Source organism: Aurantiacibacter sp. KMU-128 (assembly GCF_056933515.1).
Genome location: NZ_JBXORT010000001.1, coordinates 704,976 through 725,769, shown reverse-complemented (window position 1 = coordinate 725,769; position 20,794 = coordinate 704,976). Strand labels below are relative to the sequence as shown.

Below are 20,794 nucleotides of genomic sequence, written 5' to 3'. Positions count from 1 at the left end.
CGGTCAGAACAAGCGCGTGGGAGGTGCTAGCCTTGGGCTCGCCCCAATACGTCCCGCGCCCCGCCGACACGTGGCGGTCACCAAGTCCCGAATTTCAAACGTCGCCCAGCTCGATAAGATCGTCAAAAAACTGGCTGAGCAGGCCGTGGCGCGAGGAGACGCCGGATTTGGCGTAGATCGATGTCAGCTGCGCGCGCACCGTGCCTTCTGCCACATTGCGCAAGCGGGAAATCTCTGCGGTCTCGAACCCCTTGAGCGACAGCAGCGCGACGTCCGCTTCGGCTGCTGTCAGCTTCCATTCCTCGAAACGCGCCTGCAATTGTTCCGCCAGCGCGCCGCGGGCAATCGTCAGCGCTTCGGCATCGCGGCGGGCGCGCTCGACCATTTGCCGCGTGTGATAGGCACCTGCCACCACGCCCGCGAGCAGGGCGAAGGCGATCACCGCCTCGCTGATAACGTGCAATCCCAGACCGTCCTCGGCGATATCGACCACGGCATCGGCGAGGAAGAAAATGGCGGCGACCGCCTGCACCACCACCACGCCTGCGACCAGCGTTAGCCGGCGGTCATCCGCGCGACCTTGCTCTGCCCGCTGGCGTGGTTTCGGCGGTGTGCTCATCGTCCTCCCGGCAGCATGGCGGTGACCGTCCGGCGACCGCTGCGGGCGGTTTCCAGCGCGACCCCGCCAATATGCAGGAAAACGAGGATGTAGAGAAGGTTTACCGCGATCTCGTGCACTTCTTCGAAGATTTCCTCGCCTTCATCCTCTTCACCGCCCTCGCCGTGCTCGCCATACTCGCCATGTTCGCCCTCACCTTCCTCGTGCTCGCCTTCGCTCACCAGTTGCGAGACGCTGACGGGCGTGGGGATCGCAGGCGGCGCGCCAGCCATGGCGATGCCGCTGCCGATAATCACCAGCAGACACGCCCACAGCGCATAGGCCATCAGCGCGCCCAATGGATTGTGCGAGGCGTGTGTTTCCTTGCGTCCGGCAACAATATCGCGGGCATGGCCCAGCGCGGCGACCGGATTGGGCGGAAAGGCGCTGAAGCGCGCATTGGTAGAGCCGATCAGTCCCCATAGCAGGCGCAGTGCGATCAGCGATGCGAGCAGATATCCGGCATAGATATGCGCGATCGATCCCTCGCCCACGATCAGCGCGTTGCACACGATCACGAGCGCGACGCCCCAATGCGTCAGCTTGACAATCGGGTCCCATTTGCGCGCGGGCTTAACAGTGTTGTCCATGGCGTTTCTCCGGTTGGAACAGTCAACGGACAATGCAGCTTATCACAAACGCGGTCGATTGGAGTCGCGCTGATATGGCGGCCGTAAGCGGATGCTTATGGAGTGGTTGCGGTCGGGAAGGATGGCCCATATCCAAAGCGTGCCGTGCAATGCCAAAGCCATTTCGCGGTCTGGTAATCGAGGATCGTCTCACGGGCCTGCGACAATAGAGCGGGCGTCACGTAACCATTGTCAGCGATTTGCAGGATCGCATCGGCAACCGATTGGCCACGGTACTTCTCGCATTCGGGCGCTTGGTGAACCGACAGACGGAACCCTTCGTGCCATTCGATCGTGCAACCGAGCGAATGCGCCGACTCCTCTATCGGACTGTCCTTGAAAGACGGGTCGAGAACCAGCGCCTCGACATCGCGTGCGATGATGATCGGGCCGTGGATATGCGCCTCGATATAATTGTCGAGCCACGCATCAAGCTGTGTGTTTGCGTCTGCCAGTGCGATCAGGTGCCGGACATCGCCGACGGCGATGTTCTCCGGGTTGAGATAGCTATCGGGATAGCAGAACGAGGTTCTCGCGCGCAGCTCCGGGTGCAAGCGGAAATGCGCAGAACCAAAGCGGCGCGATCCGCCTGCCGGGTCGTTGCGATAATTGAGCGAACCGTATTTCGGCCGCAGCGACGGGTCGGCATCATCGTAAGCGCCGCCGAAGATCCGGCTTTCCCAGCGCCAGCGGTCGCCATCCTTGAACGCGGTGAGCCCGCCGCTGCTGGTGCCGGTTTCGAATTGCGAGCGGTAAACCCCCTCTTGGGCCAAGCGATCAATGACCGTTGAGCCTGCCACAACAAGGTCGGGATGGAAGTTCAAGGTGAGGGCGAAGCTGTCATCAGCCGGGCCAGCCGGACATACCGAGCGCAGGTGTTCAAGGGCGCGCTCGACCGGATCGCTCACCCCGCCAGAAACTCCACCAGCGCCTTTACCTTTTTCTGCCGCCATTGCGGGCGCGGGGCGAGGAGCCAGTAGGCGCGGCGGCAGTCCTGTTCCTCTTCCAGCTTTTCCAGCCGTCCGTCCGCGAGCGCCTCTTCCACCAGCGGCATCGGCAGATAGGCTCGGCCAAGGCCGGCCAGCGCAGAGGCGAGCGCTTGCCCTGAATTGCCCACTTGCAGCCCGATTACAGCGCCTTCGGGCGGCTCGTAAGTCGGCCAGTCGATCCAGCTATCGGGCGCGCCCGGCGCGGCGACGCCGACCTTGCATCCGGCGGTCAATTGCACGCCTTCCATATCGCCCGGCCCGTCGACCAGCCGCACCGCGATATCAAGATTGGTCTCGGTGAAATCGGCCATTTCATCGGCGGCGAGCTGGAAGCGGATGTCGGGATTGGCGGCGCGGAAGGCGGCCAGTTTCGGCGCAAGCCATTGGGCGTAGAATTCGCGCGGTGCGGCGATCGCGTAATTGCTGCTCGCTTGCCCCGCTTGCATCGCCTGCACGCTCTCCTCGAACCGCAGGAAGCCTTCGCGCAAGGCATCAAGCCCCGCGCCCGCCTCGTCGGTCAGTTCCAGCCCCTTGGACGTGCGGCGGAACAGCACCACGCCGAGCACATCCTCCAGCGCCCTGATCTGCTGGCCGACGGCGGCAGGCGTCACCGCCAGCTCGTCCGCCGCGCGGGTAAAGCTCAGGTGACGCGCGGCGGCATCAAACACGCGCAGGGCGTTCAGGGGGAGATGGGTGCGTTTCATGGTCGAAGCAGCCATCTAGGATGCGGCGGCGCGGGCGGCAAGTTCGCTTCTTCGCTCCGACATAGTGATACTGGACAAGGGCGCGGCCCTTCCTATATGCCGCCGCTACGCACCATCTTCATCTTCCGGTAAGGTTACACCGGACAGGCAGCCTCCCCTATGATCGAACCCCTTGCGCCGCTTGTCGTTTGCGACCTTACGCAGAGCTACTCGCCCACCGGTGCAGGCGGCATTACGACTTATCTGCGGCGCAAGAAGCAGTATGTGCTGGAACATACGCCGCACACGCTGATCCAGATCGTGCCGGGGCCGAAAGACGCGATTTTCGAGGAAGAACGCTACAAGCGGATCGAAGTTGCGGCTGATCTGGTCAAAGGCAGCCCCAATTACCGCTTCATCCTGCGCACCGGCGCGGTGCGGCAGGTGCTCGAAGAGCAGCGCCCCGATATCATCGAAAGCCTGTGCCCGTGGTTGCTGCCGTGGACCGCGATCCGGTATCGCCGCGCCTTTCCCGAAACCACTCTGGTGGCGGGATACCGCACCGATTTTCCCAATGCACAGGTCTACCGCGTGGCGCACGACCTTTACGGCCCCAAGGTCGCCGGTTTCGCCAAATGGCTGATCCTTGGCTATGCCGAGGTGATGTATCGCGAGTTCGACCAGGTCTATGCCATCGGCGAAAGCGGCAGGAGCGTGCTGCAAAGCCGGAAGATCAAGGATGTGAAGCTGCTCGATCTCGGCATCGATTCCCAGCGCTTTCACCCGCGCCACCGCGACCCTGCTGCGCGCGCGGAAATGGGGCACACGGGCGACGGGCCGTTGCTGCTCTATGCCGGCAGGCTCGACGCGGAAAAGCGCCCCGAAACGCTGGTACGCATGATGGATCATCTGCCCGATGATCTGGGCGCGACCTTGGTGCTGCTCGGCGAAGGACGCGGCGAGGCGCGCATTCGCGAGATGGCGCAGGGCAAGCGCATCACCATGCCCGGCTATATCGACGACCGCGACCTGATGGCGCGCGCACTCGCTTCGGCGGATATCTACGTCTCCGGCATGGCGGACGAGACTTTCGGGATGTCGGTGCTGGAAGCGCAGGCGAGCGGCCTGCCCGTCGTCGGCGTGGCAAGCGGCGCGATGCCCGAGCGCGTCGAACCTGGCACCGGCCTGCTCGGCCCGGTGGAGGACGATGAAGCCATGGCGCGCAACGTGCTCGATGTGTGGAACGGCGATCACAAGGCGATGGGCGCAGCCGCCCGCGCGCTGGTCGAGCGGCGCTATAGCTGGGACAAGACCTTTACCGAGCTGTTCCAGGACGTGTATCCCGCCGCGCAGGAAAAGATGCGCGAACGGCGGCGGCTGGCGCGGCGCGATTACTGGACACATCACGTCACCCGCCCCTTCGGCGATCGCAAGGGCGCGGGCACCTTTAGTCCGTCCTAAGAATCTCCCCTACCCTTGGGGAGGGGCCGGGGGTGGGGGTTCAACCTCACAAGCGTCGTACCCCCATCCCAACCGTAGGCGCTACGCGCCGTCTGCGACTCCCCCCAAGGGAAGGGCTTTTCTGTTACGCTTCGCGCGAACGGCCGAGCCGCAGCAAATCGCGGATATCCCCGCGCAACAATACAATCCCTACCACCACGTGCGCCGCCACCAGCAGCGCGGCGGTGAGCGCCATAGTCGCGGCGATCAGCGGCTGGTCGGGCAGCAGCAGCACGGCGAGACCGGCGAAAATCAGATCTTTGCTCGACACCAACGGCAGGCGGGTCACCAACTGGCGCAGGGTGGCCAGATAAAGCCACCAGACGAGCGGCACTTCGGGCACGATCAGGCTCCACATCAGCCCCGCCAGCAGCACCTTGGCGACATTGCGCGCCAAATGGATCGCAAAAATCGCCAGCGCCTTGCCCCTGTTGATCGAGAACACCTGTTTGCGGGCGAGCAGGATCAACAGGCTGATGCCGAGAACCAGCGCGAGGCTCCAGAAAATCTCCCCGCGACCGCTCGCCAGCAATTCGTCGCCCATTTGCGGCCACAACATCACCAGCAGCGCCACCATCGTCGCATTACCCGCAAACGCCGACAGAATCGCCACATCCTTCACCGCCGCAAACGGCGTGGTGCCGTGATATTCGGGAATGCGCCGCTTGGCCCAAGTGTAGAAATACGCCTCGCCGAGGTAGCCGACCACGATTTCGTTGAAGACCTGCTTGCGCGAAGTCGCCGCCAGCGCGCCTTTCCCCACAGGCCAGATCTGGCGGAAGGCGAACCAGTCGCCCAAAGGCGCGCCCATATAGAAGGCTGCGAACACCAACCAGAACAGCGGTGAGGACGGAACCAGCGCGCCGATCTCGTGCCAATCGAGCTCCAGCAGGGTCACCCCCACCACCACCGCCATCACCAGCGACAATCCGATCGAGAAGAATGTCAGCAGGCGGGTGTGTTTGGGAGGAACGGGTTCGGCTGACATTCTCGCGCAGACTTTGGCTTGACGGTTTGCGCACATGGCCACACAAACCGCGTTTGCCAACTCGGAGTCCTGCATGATCCGCGCTTTTCTTGTCTTTTGTGCAACAGTGATGCTCGCCGCGCCCGCCTCGGCACAGAGCTTTTTCGACGGCGATTTCGATCCCGCGATCCCCACGCTTGAGCAGGTTGCCGGCCATCGCAGCGGAGAGCAGATCACGCGCCCCGAAGTGCTGATCGATTACATGGAAGCGCTGCAAGAGGCTGCGCCCGACCGCGTGCGGATCGTCGAATATGCGCGCAGTTGGGAAGGCCGTCCGCTGATCTATGTGGTCATCACCAGCGCTGAGAACATGGCGCGCATTGATGCCATCCAGGCCGATATGCAGCGCATCGCCAATGGCGGTGCGCCGGGGCCGGACAGCGTGCCCGTGACGTGGCTCGCCTACAGCGTGCATGGCGACGAAATCAGCGGATCGGATGCCGCGCTGGTGATGGCCTATCACCTGCTCGCCGCGCGCGGGGATGATCGGGTCGACACGATTATGCAGAACAGCGTGGTCATCATCGATCCCTCGCAAAACCCCGATGGCCGTGCACGCTTCACCCATTCCTATTACGCCCAGCTTGGCCTTGCACCATCGGGAGACCGCGCGACGGCAGGCCCCGACCAGCCGTGGCCGGGTGGCCGTTACAACCACTATCTGTTCGATCTGAACCGCGACTGGTTCGCGCTCACGCAGCCAGAAACGCGCGGCAAGGTGACGGCGGTGGCGGCGTGGAACCCAGTCGTCCTCGCCGATGTCCACGAAATGGGCGGCGACCAGACCTATTTCTTCCCGCCCAGCGCCGATCCGTTCAATCCCTATATCACCGCAACGCAGCGGCAGCGGCAGAACCTGCTGGGCCGGAATATGGGCGCGATGCTCGATTCGCTGGGTGAGCCCTATTACACCCGCGAAATCTTCGACGCGTTCTATCCCGGCTATGGCGACACCTGGCCAACGCTGAACGGCGCGATTGCCATGACTTTCGAGCAATCTTCTGCCCGTGGTCTTTTGTGGGAACGCAGCAACGGCGAAATCCTCACCTATGGCGAGGGGGTCAGAAACCATTTCGCGACGTCGCTGGCGACCGCAGAGACCGTAGCGCGTAACGCCGATATGTTCCTCAATGATTACGCCACCTATCGCCGCAGCGCCGCCAATGGCGCGGTGGGCAGCGGTTATTTCGTGATCGATCTGGCGAACCGCCGCTGGAACGCCGAGGCCCTGGGCCGCCGTCTGGTGCATCAGGGCATTGCCGTGGGCCGCGTGGATGGCAGCGCCACCGCTTGCGGACGTTCCTATCCGCAGGGCTATCTCAGCATCTCGATGCGCCAGCCGACTGCGCGCCTGATCCGCAGCCTGCTTGACCGCGATGTGGAACTGCCCGCCGATTTCATCGCCGCGCAGGAAGCCCGCCGCGCGAGCGATCTGCCGCACGAGATTTACGACACCACCGCATGGTCTGTGGGCCAGATGAGCGGGCTTGGCATCACCGAATGTGCTTCGGCCAGCGCGGGTACGCCGGTCAGCGCCGATGCGCCGATTGCGGGCGAAGTGTCGCCCTCGGGCGCGTTCGGGATTGCGGTGCCGTGGACCGACAGCGGGCAGGTGCGGCTCGTCGCCGAAGCCTTGCGCGCCGGGCTGAAGGGCCGTTCGACCGACACCGCCTTCACCGTCGATGGCGAGACATTCCCGCGCGGGACCGTGGTGTTCACGCTGGCGGAGAATGACGGCTCGCTTGATACGCTTGTCGAACTGGCGCGCGAGATCGGCGCGGAAACCCGGCCGTTGGCATCGGGCTGGGTCGATGACGGGCCGAACTTCGGCTCGAACAGCTTTGTGCTGCTCGAAGCGCCCACTATCGGCGTGGTGTGGGACGGCAATATCTCGCCGCTGTCGGCAGGCGCGACGCGCTATGTGATCGAACAGCGGCTGGGCCTGCCCACCGCGGCCGTCCGTTCCGACAATCTCGCGCGCGCCGACCTGTCCGGTTTCGACGTGATGATCGTGCCTGACAGCTTCGGGATTGGCAGCAGCGAACGCGCGGCGCTCACCCGCTATGTGCAGGGCGGCGGCGTGCTGGTGGCCTATGGCGATTCGTTGGCATCCTTCGCTGGCGGAGAGAACGGGTTGTTCGCTACGCAAAGCGAGACGGTGCTGGGTGGATCGCCCGAAGGCGAGGACAAGACCGGCCCCGCGCCGGGCACAGCAATTGCCAACGATGCCGAATATCGCGAGCGGATCGTCGATCCCACCCGCCGTCCCGACACGCTGCCCGGCGCGCTGCTCAACACGGTGGTCGATGGCGAGAGCTTCCTCGCCGCCGGATATGACGGATCGCCGCCGACGGTTTTTGCCGATGGCTCGCTGATCCTCACCCCGCTCAGCCTGTCCGACGGGGTGAATGTGGTGCGCTATACCGACGCGGCCAATCTGGTCGCGGCAGGCTATGTGTGGGAGGAGAACCGCCAGCAAATGGCCTACAAACCCTATATGATCGCGCAAAGCACCGGGCGCGGGCTGGCGATCGGCTTCGCCCATGACCCCGCCGTGCGCGGTTACTTAGACGGGCTCGACCTGCTGCTGGCGAACGCGGTGATGGTGGCGCCAGCGCGCGTTCGCTAGCGCGACCGCTTATTTTCTGCCTTTCGCTCACCCATCCGGGCGAGCGTCCTCGGTGCTGTTCGCTCCGCCGGGACTACGTTCCGGCTGCGCGGCACCTGCGGGTCGCGCTGTGCGCTCGGTCGTCGGCTAGTCGCCGTCGATGCTTTCGCATTACCTCCCCCGCTCGTGATTGGCCTGGAATGGTCTCGTTGCCGCCCAGGCAACGACAGCGCGCGACCGCGCGCCGCACGGTAGGGCGGAAGCCTAAGGGGCCGGATGGCCCCGCCGGCGCTTGAGGCTAAACAGAAGAATCGGCAGGCGCAGCCAGCGGAAAATACGGGATCGCCACCTCGAACATATCACCCGCAGCATCGGTGAAGGTATAGAACCCCTCCATCGCGCCTGCGTTGGTCGTCAGTTCGCAGCCCGAGACGTAATCATGCGCCTGCCCCGGCTCCAGCCGCGGGGTTTCGCCCACCACGCCTTCGCCATCGACAATGTTCACCATCCCGTTCGAATCGGTGATCCGCCAGTGCCGCGTTTTCAGCTGCACGGCATCGTCCCGCCCGTTCTCGATGCGGATATGGTAGACCCAGAACCACCGCCCCGCCCCCACGCGCGATTGCTCGGGCATGAAGCTGACCGCAACACGCACCGTCACCCCGCGGGTGATAGCGACGTGCTGGAACAGGGACTGGATCGCGTTGATCGCCATGCCCGCCAAAGTAACGCGATTCCGCCCGCTCACAAGGGGGCTTTGGTCGCTAATCGACGAGCTGTTGCAGGCTTGCCAATCCGGTCACCGCTGAAATCAGTCGGCGGGATTGTGGCGCGCGAGAAAATCCAGCAGCGCATCGTAATAGGCCTGTTCGTCTTCCGGATTCCAGAAGCCGTGGCCCGACTCTTCCAGCGCCAGCGTCTCAATCGGGATATTGGCGCGGTTGGCGCGGCTCACCATCAGTTCGAACTGGGCGAACGGCACCCGCGTATCCTGCTCGCCATGCACCAGCAGCAAAGGACGGGTGAGATTGCTCACCTGCACTGCGGGAGAGACATCGTCGAGATCGAAATTGGTCTGGTCGCCATCGACCCTGTCCCAATGCGCACCGCGATGGCGCCCCCACAGATAGTTGCTGTCATGCGCCAATTGCCGCTCGAAATGCATGACGCCGGCGAAGCTGACAGCGCAGCGGTAAATCTCCGGATTGCGGATCGCGCCCCACGCAGCAGCATATCCGCCATAGCTCGCGCCGACGATGCAAACGCGCTCGGGATCGACGATCCCCTCGGCCACCAGATGCGCCACCGCATCGTCGAGATCGTCCTGCATCGCCCGCCCGATCTGCCCGTTACCGAGCAGTTCGAACGCCTCGCCATAACCGCCCGAACCGCGAAAATTGGGCTGGATCACCGCATAGCCGCGATTGGCGAGCAACTGCACCTCGTCGTCATAATTGTCCCAGTCGCGAATGCCGAAGGGCCCGCCATGAGGCAGCACGATAAGCGGCAAGCCCGTTCGCCCGCGACCGCGCGGCAGCGTCAGGTAGCCGTGGATCGAGGTGCCATCGCGCGCGTCATACCGGATCGGCTGCGGCGCGCTCAGCGCGGCGGCAGGCACTTCCGGGCGAAACTCCGCAAACAGATCAAGGCTCGGCCCGTCCGGAGAAAAAACATAAAGCGCGCCCGGATCAGCCGGCCCCGATTGCAGCACCAGCATCCGGCTGCGGTCTTCGGTGATATCCAGGATCGTTACCGCGCTGCCCGGCAGCGCACGCCCAAGCCGTTCACGCCAGCGGCGGATCTCCGGATCGATCCACTCGCGGCGAAAATTGTCCCCGGCATAGGCCACCGCAATCGGCTCGCCCGCATCGTTCATGACGACCGAGGTCACATCCTCTGTCTCCGACTGGTAGACCACTTCGCCAAGCTCCGCCGTGGCGAAGTTGAAGCGCATCAGCGCCCGCCGGTCGCTGCCGGGCGGCAGAGCGATGGTGTAGCCCATATCGCTGCCCGACCGCAGGCCGTAAAAGTCCCACGTATCCAGCGTTTCGGCATCGTCGAACCGGGTGCGGGCAACGGTGTCCCACGCATCTTCCGCGCTGCTGCGGTAGCGCATTCCGATCGAACGGTTCCCCCGCGGGCCAAGGCCGATGCGCACGGTGCCCGTTTCATCGGTGATCCACGCGCTGACCATGCCGGTTCGCGTTTGCCAGCTTCGCCCGCGAATCTCGTCCTCGCTCTCCTCTGCGTCGAGATCAAAGCGCCAGACATTGGGATCCTGCCCCCAGCCTTCGGACATGGAGACCAGCACGAAAGAGCCATCGCGCGCGGTGTGGATGATATTGTCGCCGTCGAAACTCATCCGCGCCAGCGTCAACGGCCGAAAGCGGTTCGCGGTGATATCGTAGGAGATGAGACGACTGTAATTCAGCCCATATCGCGAATCGGTGCCGAGCACGGAAAACAGCATCCGGTCATCGGTTACCCAGCGGAACCACCGGAAATCGTCGGGTTCACCCAGCATCAGGCCACCCACAAGCTCGCGTGTGCTGGAGTCAAAAATGCTGAGGTAAAGCCGGTCGTCGCGCAAGACGGTGAAGGCGAACTTGCTGCCATCGGGCGACAGCTGCGCCCCGCTGAGCGCCGAACGGCCAGCAAAGGCCGAAGTCGGAATTTCCGGGGGGACAATCTCTTCCAGCTGCGCAGCCGCGAGGTTCTCCTGCGCAGCAGCAGGCTGCGCATCTGCCACAATCCCTGCCACCACAGCAGCGGCCAGAAAATACGCGAACTTCATTACATCCCCCCTTCTTGCGACGGGGGAATGATATGAATTTCAGCGCCTTATGCAAGAGGGTAGGTTACAGCCCCACTTTACCCAAAGCCCGATCCAGATCCTCGATCAGGTCGAGCGGGTCTTCCAGCCCGACATTGATCCGCAGCATTCCGTCGGCAATCCCCGCCTCTGCGCGGCCTTCTGCGCCCATGTTGTAGTGCGTGGTGCTGGCCGGATGGCACATCAGCGTTTTGGAATCGCCGATATTGTTGGAAATATCGATCAGCTCCAGTGCGTTGCACAGCGCCATCGCCTGTTCCTGCCCATCGGGAGCGAAGAAAGCGAAGATCGGCCCCGCCGCCACCATCTGCTTCTGCGCAAGATCATGCTGCGGATGGCTCGGCAGGTCGGGATGGAGCACGCGCAGGCCCTTGTCCTCAAGAAATTGCGCGACTTGCAGCGCGTTGCGGCTCTGTGCCGGAGCGCGCAGCGGCAGCGTCTCCAGCCCCTTCATCACCACCCAGGCATTGAACGGGGCGACAATCGGGCCGGTATTGCGCTGGAAGGGGCTGAGATATTCGTCGATCCACTCGCGGCTCGCGCATACCGCGCCCGCCATCACGCGGCCCTGCCCGTCCATCAGCTTGGTGGCGGAATAGGCAACCACATCCGCGCCGAATTCCATCGGCTTTTGCAGCACGGCGGTGGCAAAAGCGTTGTCCACCACCGTGGTGACGCCCTTCGCACGCGCCAAGCCGCAGACGAATTCAAGATCGACCAGATCCATCGTCGGGTTGGCCGGGGTTTCGAAGAAGAACGCCTTGGTGTTCGGCTGCACGGCGGCTTCCCACGCGGCATTGTCCGTCCCGTCCACCACCGTGTGGGTGATGCCGAAGCGATTGAGGACATTACTCAAGATCCACCGGCACGAACCGAACGCTGCACGGCCCGCTACCACATGATCGCCCGCGCTCAGCATGCACAGCAGCGAGGACGTCATCGCCGCCATCCCGCTCGCCTGCATCAGGCACGCCTCTGCGCCTTCCATAGCGGCGATGCGGTGCTGCGCCATCTCGACCGTCGGGTTCTTGAAGCGCGAATACTGCATCCCCTCGGCCTCGCCCGCAAAGCGCGCGGCGACTTCCTCTGCCGAATCGTAGGTAAAGCCGCTGGTGAGATAGAGCGCCTCGCTCGTCTCCCCATGCGCGCTGCGCCAAGTGCCCGCGCGCACGGCCTGCGTGGCGGGACGCCAGCGGGCGATAGCGGCGGGATCGGTTCCGGTGGTCTTTTTCATATCGCGGCGAGTGTTAGGGCGAAGCCGGATGCGCAGCAATCCCCGCATCTGCAATATCACTCCGCCCGATTGCGTTCAGCATTAGCGCGCCTTCAATCAGCGTCAAAAGATGCCGCGCCCCGCCCGCCGGATCGGGATCGCCGGGCGGCATGTGTGCCTCCAGCCAATCGAGCATACTCTGCATGACATGATGCGCCGCGGTGCGATATCCCGGCAGATCGCGTGCGGCCCCCGCCACGATTTCCCACCATAGGGCAAGATAAGGCAAGGCCTCGGGAAGTTTGGAAAACCCAAGCACCCGTTCAAGACAGGCGGTGCGGGATGGCGCGGCGGCATCACCAAATGCGGCATCGAGCAACCCCGCATACTCTTGCGCGAGATAAGCCAGCAACTGCGTCACCAACGATTCCTTGCTGCCAAAATGGTATAGCAGCATCCGGTCGCTCGTTTGGGCAGCCTTGGCCAGAGGGCGCAAACTAGCCGCGCCAAGACCATTTTGCAGCACATGGCTGGCAATTTTTGGCAGAAGCACTGCGCGGGATAAAGTCGGACGACGCACAACTGTGCTTGTAGCAAGTGCTACGTGCCGTTACAAGTGTAGCGTCCGCTACAACGAATCGAGGTTCCAACATGTCACCACTCGAACTCTATGCCATCATCGGGTTTGCCTGCGCAGCCATCGCCTTCATTGCCATAGTGTTTCGCCCGCAGACATCCGGCAATACAATCATGGCAGCTATGCTTTGTGGCGGCTTCCTCAGCTTTACCGGCGTCACCCTCTGGGCCGAGGGGCTAATGCAATTCTGGATAAACCACACCGCCAACCTGACTGGCGTGCAGGTCTGGTGGGACCTTCTGTTCGCGGTTACCCTCGCTTTTTTCTTCATGGCACCGCGCGCGCGGGCTGCCGGTATGAAGGTGCCGCTTTGGGCCTTGTTGACCATCGCAACGGCGAGCATCGGCCTTCTGGGAATGGCTGCGCGACTGTTCTGGCTGGAGCATCGGGCGCACACCGCGTCATAGCGAAACCGCGCACTTGCGGCGGGCGCAGCACGGCACTAACGCTCTGCCCCGCATGACCGACATTCCCGATCATCCCCGCGATCCCTTTGCTCTCAACGTCGCCATCGCGCTGGCGTTCTTCGCGATTTGTCTGGTGCGGCTGACGGTCCCCGCATCGCCCTATTTTGACGAGGTGCATTATCTGCCCGCCGCGCGCGCCGTGCTCGATCTGCAATTGGCGACCAATGTCGAGCACCCGCCGCTCGCCAAGCAGATCATGGCACTGGGCCTTGTGCTGCTCGGGGACGAACCGCTGGGCTGGCGCATTCTGAGCGCGGTGTTCGGCACGCTGGCGCTGTTCGCCTTCATGCGCGCGATGTGGTTCGCCAGCCAGACGCGGATGGCGAGCCTGCTGACCGGCTTTTTCGCCGCGACCAATTTCCTGCTGTTCGTCCACGCCCGCATCGCGATGCTCGATGTGTTTATGGTCGCTTTCGTGATGGTCGCGTTCTGGATGTTCGCCGGAGCCGTGCGCGAGAACGAGACGGGACGCTGGCGGCTGATCGTGTGCGGCGTGGCGCTGGGCTGCGCGATGGCGAGCAAGTGGAACGCGATCCCGCTCGCGGTGTTGCCCGGCCTCGCCTTCTTCGCCGCGCGGCTGGCGGCCGGAAGGCGTCGCTTCCTCACCTCGCGGCGCGGTTGGCCGGTGGCGGGGATATCGCTGTGGGAAGCGGGCATCTGGCTCGGCATGCTGCCGCTTGCGGTTTATGCGGCCACGTTTTGGCCGTTCCTGTTCTGGAACGTCCATTCGGGTAATCCGACCGGGCTGATCGACCTCCACCAGTCCATGCTGGGGCTGCAAAAGCAGGTGCTGGAGCCGCATCCCTATGAGAGCGTGTGGTGGCAATGGGTCGCGAATGCGCGGGTCGTCTGGTATCTCTACGAAGAGATCGACGGCGCGTGGCGCGGCGTGATGTTGATCGGCAATCCGGTAACGATGTGGTTTGGCGTGCTGGCGATGGGCTGGTGCGTGTGGGCGGGCTGGAAACACCGCCGCCGCGATGCGATCGCGCTGGTGCTGATGTATGCGGTGAGCCTCGCCCTGTGGCTGGTCGCGCCCAAGGCGTCGCAATTCTACTTCCACTATTTCCTGCCGGGAATGTTCGTTTCCGCCGCGCTGGCGCTGGCGGTGGAATGGCTGTGGCAGCGAGGCGAGCGGCTGGTGCCGTGGGCGCTGATCCTCGGTGCAGCAGGGTTTTTCGTCTACTGGTTCCCGATCCTGACCGCAGCAGCGCTGGAAAACAACCAGGCGTTCCTGTGGTGGGCTTGGACGGAGGGTTGGCGGTGATGGAGCCTTATCAATCGTCATCCCAGCGAAAGCTGGGATCGCTAGCAGTTTTGCGATTCGTTTAGGCGATGTCCAAAGGCGGCTTTGTGTACATCCTGTGCAACAAGCCTAGCGGCGTGCTCTATATTGGCGTTACATCAGACATCGCCGCACGCATGATGCAGCACCGCGCCGGTCGAGGATCGGCCTTCTGCCGTCGCTATGGCATCAAGCGTCTGGTTTATGTCGAGCATTTCGACAGTATCGAAAACGCGATTGCGCGTGAGAAGGCGATGAAGGCGTGGAAACGCGCTTGGAAGGTTGAACTAATCGAAAAGGCTAATCCGAATTGGGATGATCTTTTTGAGCGTATCAATGGTTGAGAGCGATCCCAGCTTTCGCTGGGATGACGAAAGTCACGGGTCGCCCCCTACCTAAACCGCCCCCACACGAACTTGCTCGACAGCGCGTAATTCCACACGCTCGCGATCACCACGCCGACCAGCGCAGCCACCCACCAGAGCACGCCCTGGTCTTCCAGCACCATCGCCACCGCGACATTCGCAAACGCGCCGACCGAGCACGCGCCGCAGAATTTCAGCCAGCCCCAGAAGAAGCCGTCCGCGCCTTCGATCTTTTTGTCGCGATAGGTGAGTAGGTTGTTGAGCCAGAAGTTGAACGTCATCGCCACCATCGTGGCAATGGCTTGCGCGAGGCCGAAGCCCACGCTGTCCGGCCAGTAAATCGCCGCTAGCACCGCCATGTGCACGAACACGCCCAGCCCGCCGACCATGCCGAACAGCACAAAGCGCGTGGGCACCCAGCGGCCGAAATAGCGCTCGACCAGCCCGCCCACGAAATCGAGCACGACGCCGTGATCCAATTTGCTTTCGCCAGCGAGGCGTTCTGCGAATTTCAACGGGAATTCCTTTACTCTAAGGCGCGGCTCGGCAGTCGCGAGAATGTCGAGCATGATCTTGAACCCTATGCCCGAAAGGTTTTCAGCCTGTTTACGCAGCTGTGCGGTGCGCAGCAGGAAGAAACCGCTCATCGCGTCCGTCAGTTCGGTGCCGGTCAGCTTGCGCGCCAGAGCGTTGGCTATTTTGGAGCCGCTTTCGCGCCCCTTGGAGGACAGGCCATCGGCATTGCCGCCAACGGCAAACCGGCTGGCATAGGCAAGGTCATATTCGCCCGATTTCACCGCCTCGAGCATCTGCAGGAGCAGTTTCGGATCATGCTGGTGGTCGGCGTCCATCACCGCGACGAAGGGCGCAGCGGTGGCGCACATTCCCTCGATCGCGGCGCTGGCGAGGCCGCGGCGGCCGATGCGCTGGATCACGCGGATGCGGCTGTCGGTGCGGCCGATACGGCGCGCTTCCTCGGCCGTGCCATCCTTCGAATTGTCGTCAACGAACACCGCTTCCCAGCCCGAAGGGCCAAGCGCCTCTTCCAGCCGCTCGACCATCGGGGCGATATTGTCCTTCTCGTTGAGCGTGGGCAGCACGATGGCGAGCTCAAGCGGAGCATTGTCGCGCGCTTTCGCCAGTGCAGTGGCAGCTTCAACGTGGCGGTGCAGTTCGTTCAAACTCATATCCATGCGTTCAGGCGTTAGAGCGAATTGTTAACCATAAGGTTACCGAATTGGAAATTTAGAGCCGCGCAAGCACCGCATCGCCAATTTCTGCCGTGCCTGCGGTGCCGCCAAGGTCGGCGCCCAGGACGCCGTCCTCCAGTGCTTTCGCCACCGCTGCCTCGACGCGCACCGCATCCGTTTCACGCCCCAGCGAGTGGCGCAGGAGCATGGCGAGCGAGAGGATCATCGCCATCGGGTTAGCCTTGCCCTGACCGGCGATATCGGGCGCGCTGCCGTGGATGGGTTCATACATTCCAAAGGTGCCGAACTCCGTCTGCCGCTCGCCCAAAGCCGCGCTGGCGAGAAGGCCGATCGAGCCGACGCACATACTCGCCTGGTCGGACAGGATATCGCCGAACAGATTACCGGTGACGATCACATCGAACTGGCCGGGATTGCGCACCAGCTGCATCGCGGCATTGTCGACATACATATGGCTGAGCGCGACGTCGGGGTAATTCGCCGAAACCTCGACAATCACATCGCGCCAGAGCTGGCTCGTCTCGAGCACATTGGCCTTGTCGACGCTGCACAGCCGCCCCTTGCGACCTTGCGCGGCGCGGAAGGCGGTGTGCGCGATGCGGCGCACTTCGCTTTCGGCGTAGGACATGACATCATAGCCTTCGCGCTCTCCGCTGGCCGTTTCGCGCATCCCCTTTTCGCCGAAATACACATCGCCATTCAACTCGCGCACGATCAGCACGTCGATTTCGCGGGCGATTTCGGGCTTGAGCGCGGACATATCTTCCAGTCCGGCAAACATGGTCGCGGGGCGCAGATTGGCGAACAGGCCGAGATGGCTGCGCAGGCCGAGGATCGCCTGTTCGGGACGCAAATGCCGCTCCAGATTGTCGCACTTAGGATCGCCCACCGCGCCAAACAGCACGCCATCGGCGGCCTTCCCCATGTCGAGCGTTTCCGGCGGCAGCGGGTGGCCGTGGCGCTTATAGGCGATGCCGCCAACGTCGCCTTCCAGCACTTCGAGCCCCGGCAGATCGAGCTTCGCCAGCACACGCCGCGCCTGCTCCATGATTTCTGGGCCGATACCGTCTCCGGGAAATAGCGCGATTTTCATGTCAGGCGATCCGTTGCAGCAAATGTCTCAGGCGTTGGCGCGCCGCCATAACGTCTCCGCGCCGGTCGGCAAGCAGGTAGTGGTCGAGCGGCTCGCTAATCGCGTCCATCGCTTCGATAATCTGCGCCAAATCGCCCTCGGGCCGACCACCCGCACCGCCATAGCCAAGCTCGCGCAACAGCAGTGCTTCATAACCGACCAGCGCCGAGGCCCAGCCGCGTGCCGAGGGTGCATGGCAAATCGCATCGAGCACGCCGCCCAATGCCTCGTACAGCGTCGGATAGGGCTGGCGTTCGGGGAGCGCGGTGGCAGTGAGCGCGGTCACCCAGCCGATGGCAGCGGCGGGTAAAGGCTCGGCGAGCCAGGGGCCGCGCGATGTCACCAGCTCCACCTTGGCGAAGGGCAATTGACTGTCGGACTTGGCGGAAAGCTGCAGATCGACCGCATTGCCGGGAATCACCACCGGTCGCAAATTCCGCCCGCGCCCTCCGGCAACATAGCCCGCAACCAGCCCGTATTCCGCCGTCAGAAAGCGCCCGATCACCGCCGTTTCGCCATGCTGGCGGGCGGCGACAAGAATGGCGGGGGCGCGGATGTGCATATTCCGGCTGTGGAGCGAACCAGCGGCCTCTGCAAGCCCACCCCGCTGCGACTAAGCCAGCAAGCTGGCAAGTCTCGCTCCCCTCCCGCTTGCCGGAGGGGTTGGGGGTGGGTCACTCATTCACTACCTGCGCCAAGCACCTCTTCGAGGAATTCGGCCTGCTGGCGGTAGTAGAACAACCGGTTGGCGAGCTTACGCCAGCCATGCCCTTCGTCGGGAATGCGGATGAAATCAGCGCGCACGCCGTTTTCGCGCAAGGCCGTCACCATGATCTCGGTTTCCGAAATGTCGATACGCGGGTCCATCGCGCCGTGCGAATAGAGGACGGGGACGCGGATCTGGTCGGCGCGGAAGACGGGGCTGATTTCCCCATAGAACTCGCGCCAGCGTTCCTCGCTAATATCGCCATATTCGATGAGATCGGCGGCCTTGAGGCTGGGCGAGGCGACTTCCAGCGCGGTGATCCAGTTGCCCACGCCGAACAAAGAAACCCCAGCGGCGAAGGCGTCGGGATAATCGGCGAGCACGGCATTGACCATATAGCCGCCATAGGAACCGCCCATCACCGCCGCGCGCTCGCCATCGACCAGCCCGTCGGCATCAAGCGCGGCGAGCAGATCAACCAGATCGCGCACGCTATCCAAGCGGTTCTCGCGGTCATCGAGCGTCGAGTATGTGCGGCCAAGTCCGGTCGAGCCGCGCACATTGGGCTGGAACACCGCGACGCCGCGATTGACGTGGTATTGCACCACAGGCTCCCACCCCGCGACCGATTGCGCGCTCGGCCCGCCATGCACGTCGAACACGACCGGCGGCGCGTCCTCGCCCGTGCCCGCGCCTTCGGGCAGGTAGAGCAGCCCCTGCAACTCCACCCCGTCGCGCGCCGGATAGCGCACGACCTGCGGGCGGATCAGCGTTGCGGGATCGAGGCCTGCCATGTTGGAAGCGAAAACGCGGGTCGCCTCGCCAGTGGTGACGTTGACCGTGTAGAGATCGCCCGGCGTGTTCCAACCGGAGACGCGGACGAGCAAATCGTCCGATCCCGTTCCGCAATCGATGGAGTACTGGCCTTCGGGAAGCCCAATCCCGATACCATTGCCAATGGTTGAGTCGCCATCGTTGAAGAACAAATTGTCAAATCCGTCCCGATTAACCGTGAAGGCGAGGCCCGGGGTTTCGCCGGAACAGACTTCAAGCGACTCAATATCGCCGGGCAAGGCGGTCAGGCCTCGCAACTGATGTCCCTCCACAGGGAATGCATAGATGCGAGCGAATTCCTGGCCGACATTGCTGGAGAATAGGAGCTGGTCGTCAACCCACTCAAACCCGCCCAGCGAATGGCTCGCCCGATCCTCCACCGGCGGCGCGCTCACGGTGCGCAATTCGCGGCTTTCGAGGTCGAGCAGATAGAGATTGTCCGCATCCTCGCCCACGCTTTGGGTCACCACGGCATAGCGGCCATCGGGCGAAACCGCGCCCGCATACATCCCCAGCCCGCCCTCGAAAATCAGCTCCGCATTGCCGTCCAGATCGGCGCGGTAGATGTCGAAATCGTTCCCGTTGCGCAGGGTCGAGGAGTAGATGAATTCATCCTCCCCCACGAAATCGCCGAACACGCGGAAATCGCCTGCGGTGGCGGGCAGGATCGCGCGTTCCTCGCTGCCATCGGCGCTGATCCAGAAATAGCCGGGCTGCTCGTTGCCGTCACGGTCGGCGGAATAGAGGATGCCGCTGCCGTCGGGCATCCAGCGAAAGAAACCGGGGCCGGTGCGGAAGGTCAACTGCTGCGGCTGGCCGCCGGTTGCAGGGATCGTCCACAATTCGGGCTGGCCGGTGATACCCCACGAAAAGGCGATGGTCTGCCCGTCAGGCGAAAGCGCCGCTTGCCCGGCACCGCTGGCGAGCAGATAGCGGGCGATGTCCGCAGGCTCTTCCCCCGCAAGACCGATATCAATGTCTGCATTGTCCGGCTCGATCGCTTCGATGGAAAGGTCGGGGCCGGTTTGGCCGCCAAACTCCTGCGCCATTGCAGGCGTGCTGGCGAGTGCGGTAGCGGCGAGCAGTGTGGCGAAAAGGCGCATGGCTGGTGTTCCCTGTCAGGTCAGGACGCAACAACAGCATATTTTCGCAGAGGCTGGAAGCGGGTGCTTACTTGCCCTTGGCTTCCAACGCAGCAAGGCGCGCTTCGAGGTCTTCGACTTTCTCCCGCGCGGCGGCGGCCATGTCTTTCACCGCGTCAAATTCCTCACGGCTGACGAAGTCCATGCCACCCATCGCCTCCCGCATCCGCTCCCGCGCCTGCTCGCGCGCTTCACGGCCCATCCCCGCCAGCGTTCCCGCAGCGGAATTGGCGACTTTGACGAAATCGGCGATGATCTTGTTTTCGCTTTGCATGGTGGGAATTTGGTGCCTCCGCGCCGTAATTACAACTCAAACGTCTGGACCGCGCCGGTATTGTCCAAGCCAGACGCATCCGGGTTCAGCACCCAGAATTGCCAGTTGAGCACGGTCGCGAAGAAAATCCATGCGAGATAGGGCAGCATCAAAAGCCCCGCCCATTTGCGCACTTTGAAGAACAGCACGGTGGCGATCACCGCCAGCACGTCCACCGCAAGGATCACGTAGAAGGCATAACCGATCTGCTGCTGGCCGAAAAACATCGGCGACCACGCCAGATTGGCCGCGAGTTGCGCTAGGAAAGCCAGAATTGCCAGCGCGCGCATCCGCGATCCCCAGGCCGAACATACGAAGGCAAAGGCCAGCCCGATCATCGCGTAGAGGATGCCCCACACGATGCCGAAGGTCGCAGGCGGCGGGAAGATCGCGGGCTTGTCGAGCGCCTGGAACCACGCGCTGTCGGCATCACCGCCCAAGCGGCCCGCTACAAAGCCCAAAAGCATGATTAGCGGCACAAGGAACAGCGCCCAGCGGATCAGGCTGGCGCGCAATTGTGCGGGCGAAGCAAGGCGGTTCATTCGGTTCCCACAATCTGTTC

The 20,794-nt window shown here is 63.3% G+C and carries 20 protein-coding genes; 5 read left to right on the top strand and 15 right to left on the bottom strand.

Annotated features, from left to right (window positions below; translation table 11 throughout):
- Nucleotides 1-94: 94 nt before the first annotated feature.
- The 4 genes from ACS0VV_RS03685 to ACS0VV_RS03670 form a co-directional block, all read right to left on the bottom strand.
- Entirely contained in the window at nt 95-619 is a 525-nt protein-coding gene (locus tag ACS0VV_RS03685; protein WP_483531381.1) for a helix-turn-helix transcriptional regulator, read from the bottom strand.
- Nucleotides 616-1,248, bottom strand: coding sequence for a cytochrome b/b6 domain-containing protein (locus tag ACS0VV_RS03680; RefSeq protein WP_483531380.1), 633 nt, complete (start codon nt 1,246-1,248; stop codon nt 616-618). Before ACS0VV_RS03680 ends, ACS0VV_RS03685 begins: the two co-directional genes overlap by 4 nt.
- A 95-nt stretch (nt 1,249-1,343) precedes the next feature.
- The gene (locus tag ACS0VV_RS03675; protein WP_483531379.1) at nt 1,344-2,195 is read right to left on the bottom strand and encodes a DUF3626 domain-containing protein; all 852 of its coding nucleotides are present in this window, start codon (nt 2,193-2,195) and stop codon (nt 1,344-1,346) included.
- Nucleotides 2,192-2,980: a LysR family transcriptional regulator gene (locus tag ACS0VV_RS03670; protein ID WP_483531378.1), complete on the bottom strand. Its 789-nt coding sequence runs from the start codon at nt 2,978-2,980 to the stop codon at nt 2,192-2,194. Before ACS0VV_RS03670 ends, ACS0VV_RS03675 begins: the two co-directional genes overlap by 4 nt.
- A 159-nt stretch (nt 2,981-3,139) precedes the next feature.
- On the opposite strand from ACS0VV_RS03670, the gene ACS0VV_RS03665 reads away from it, so the two are divergent.
- Nucleotides 3,140-4,420 (top strand): glycosyltransferase, encoded by a 1,281-nt coding sequence (locus tag ACS0VV_RS03665; protein WP_483531377.1) that lies wholly within the window; start codon nt 3,140-3,142, stop codon nt 4,418-4,420.
- A 124-nt stretch (nt 4,421-4,544) separates the two neighbouring features.
- Here ACS0VV_RS03665 and ACS0VV_RS03660 read toward each other — a convergent pair whose 3' ends face one another.
- Nucleotides 4,545-5,447, bottom strand: a complete 903-nt coding sequence (locus ACS0VV_RS03660; protein ID WP_483531376.1) for a hypothetical protein — start codon at nt 5,445-5,447, stop codon at nt 4,545-4,547.
- Between the two features lie 73 nt (nt 5,448-5,520).
- Between ACS0VV_RS03660 and ACS0VV_RS03655 the strand changes: the two genes are divergently transcribed.
- On the top strand, nt 5,521-8,115 hold the full coding sequence (locus ACS0VV_RS03655; RefSeq protein WP_483531375.1) for a M14 family metallopeptidase: 2,595 nt from the start codon (nt 5,521-5,523) through the stop codon (nt 8,113-8,115).
- Nucleotides 8,116-8,392: 277 nt separating this feature from the next.
- On the opposite strand, the gene apaG is transcribed toward ACS0VV_RS03655, so the two are convergent.
- From apaG to ACS0VV_RS03635, 4 genes are all read right to left on the bottom strand, one after another.
- Nucleotides 8,393-8,794 (bottom strand): Co2+/Mg2+ efflux protein ApaG, encoded by a 402-nt coding sequence (gene apaG, locus ACS0VV_RS03650; protein ID WP_483533492.1) that lies wholly within the window; start codon nt 8,792-8,794, stop codon nt 8,393-8,395.
- Nucleotides 8,795-8,905: 111 nt separating this feature from the next.
- Nucleotides 8,906-10,888 (bottom strand): alpha/beta hydrolase family protein, encoded by a 1,983-nt coding sequence (locus ACS0VV_RS03645; RefSeq protein ID WP_483531374.1) that lies wholly within the window; start codon nt 10,886-10,888, stop codon nt 8,906-8,908.
- Between the two features lie 64 nt (nt 10,889-10,952).
- On the bottom strand, nt 10,953-12,161 hold the full coding sequence (locus tag ACS0VV_RS03640; protein WP_483531373.1) for a trans-sulfuration enzyme family protein: 1,209 nt from the start codon (nt 12,159-12,161) through the stop codon (nt 10,953-10,955).
- Between the two features lie 13 nt (nt 12,162-12,174).
- The gene (locus ACS0VV_RS03635) at nt 12,175-12,666 is read right to left on the bottom strand and encodes a TetR/AcrR family transcriptional regulator (protein ID WP_483533491.1); all 492 of its coding nucleotides are present in this window, start codon (nt 12,664-12,666) and stop codon (nt 12,175-12,177) included.
- A gap of 125 nt (nt 12,667-12,791) precedes the next feature.
- On the opposite strand from ACS0VV_RS03635, the gene ACS0VV_RS03630 reads away from it, so the two are divergent.
- From ACS0VV_RS03630 to ACS0VV_RS03620, 3 genes are all read left to right on the top strand, one after another.
- Nucleotides 12,792-13,184 (top strand): hypothetical protein, encoded by a 393-nt coding sequence (locus ACS0VV_RS03630; RefSeq protein ID WP_483531372.1) that lies wholly within the window; start codon nt 12,792-12,794, stop codon nt 13,182-13,184.
- Between the two features lie 52 nt (nt 13,185-13,236).
- Nucleotides 13,237-14,511: a glycosyltransferase family 39 protein gene (locus tag ACS0VV_RS03625; protein WP_483531371.1), complete on the top strand. Its 1,275-nt coding sequence runs from the start codon at nt 13,237-13,239 to the stop codon at nt 14,509-14,511.
- A 68-nt stretch (nt 14,512-14,579) separates the two neighbouring features.
- Nucleotides 14,580-14,873 (top strand): GIY-YIG nuclease family protein, encoded by a 294-nt coding sequence (locus ACS0VV_RS03620; RefSeq protein ID WP_483531370.1) that lies wholly within the window; start codon nt 14,580-14,582, stop codon nt 14,871-14,873.
- A gap of 47 nt (nt 14,874-14,920) precedes the next feature.
- On the opposite strand, the gene ACS0VV_RS03615 is transcribed toward ACS0VV_RS03620, so the two are convergent.
- The 6 genes from ACS0VV_RS03615 to ACS0VV_RS03590 all read right to left on the bottom strand — a co-directional run bounded on the left by ACS0VV_RS03615 (nt 14,921) and on the right by ACS0VV_RS03590 (nt 20,774).
- Nucleotides 14,921-16,087 (bottom strand): glycosyltransferase family 2 protein, encoded by a 1,167-nt coding sequence (locus ACS0VV_RS03615; RefSeq protein ID WP_483531369.1) that lies wholly within the window; start codon nt 16,085-16,087, stop codon nt 14,921-14,923.
- Between the two features lie 52 nt (nt 16,088-16,139).
- Complete coding sequence (leuB, locus tag ACS0VV_RS03610; RefSeq protein WP_483531368.1) at nt 16,140-17,198, bottom strand: 3-isopropylmalate dehydrogenase; 1,059 nt, start codon at nt 17,196-17,198, stop codon at nt 16,140-16,142.
- A 1-nt stretch (nt 17,199) separates the two neighbouring features.
- On the bottom strand, nt 17,200-17,799 hold the full coding sequence (gene recO / locus ACS0VV_RS03605) for a DNA repair protein RecO (protein WP_483531367.1): 600 nt from the start codon (nt 17,797-17,799) through the stop codon (nt 17,200-17,202).
- 116 nt (nt 17,800-17,915) lie between these two features.
- The gene (locus tag ACS0VV_RS03600) at nt 17,916-19,880 is read right to left on the bottom strand and encodes a S9 family peptidase (RefSeq protein WP_483531366.1); all 1,965 of its coding nucleotides are present in this window, start codon (nt 19,878-19,880) and stop codon (nt 17,916-17,918) included.
- Between the two features lie 67 nt (nt 19,881-19,947).
- Complete coding sequence (locus ACS0VV_RS03595) at nt 19,948-20,193, bottom strand: accessory factor UbiK family protein (RefSeq protein ID WP_483531365.1); 246 nt, start codon at nt 20,191-20,193, stop codon at nt 19,948-19,950.
- A gap of 29 nt (nt 20,194-20,222) precedes the next feature.
- Complete coding sequence (locus ACS0VV_RS03590) at nt 20,223-20,774, bottom strand: TspO/MBR family protein (protein ID WP_483531364.1); 552 nt, start codon at nt 20,772-20,774, stop codon at nt 20,223-20,225.
- Nucleotides 20,775-20,794 lie beyond the last annotated feature (20 nt).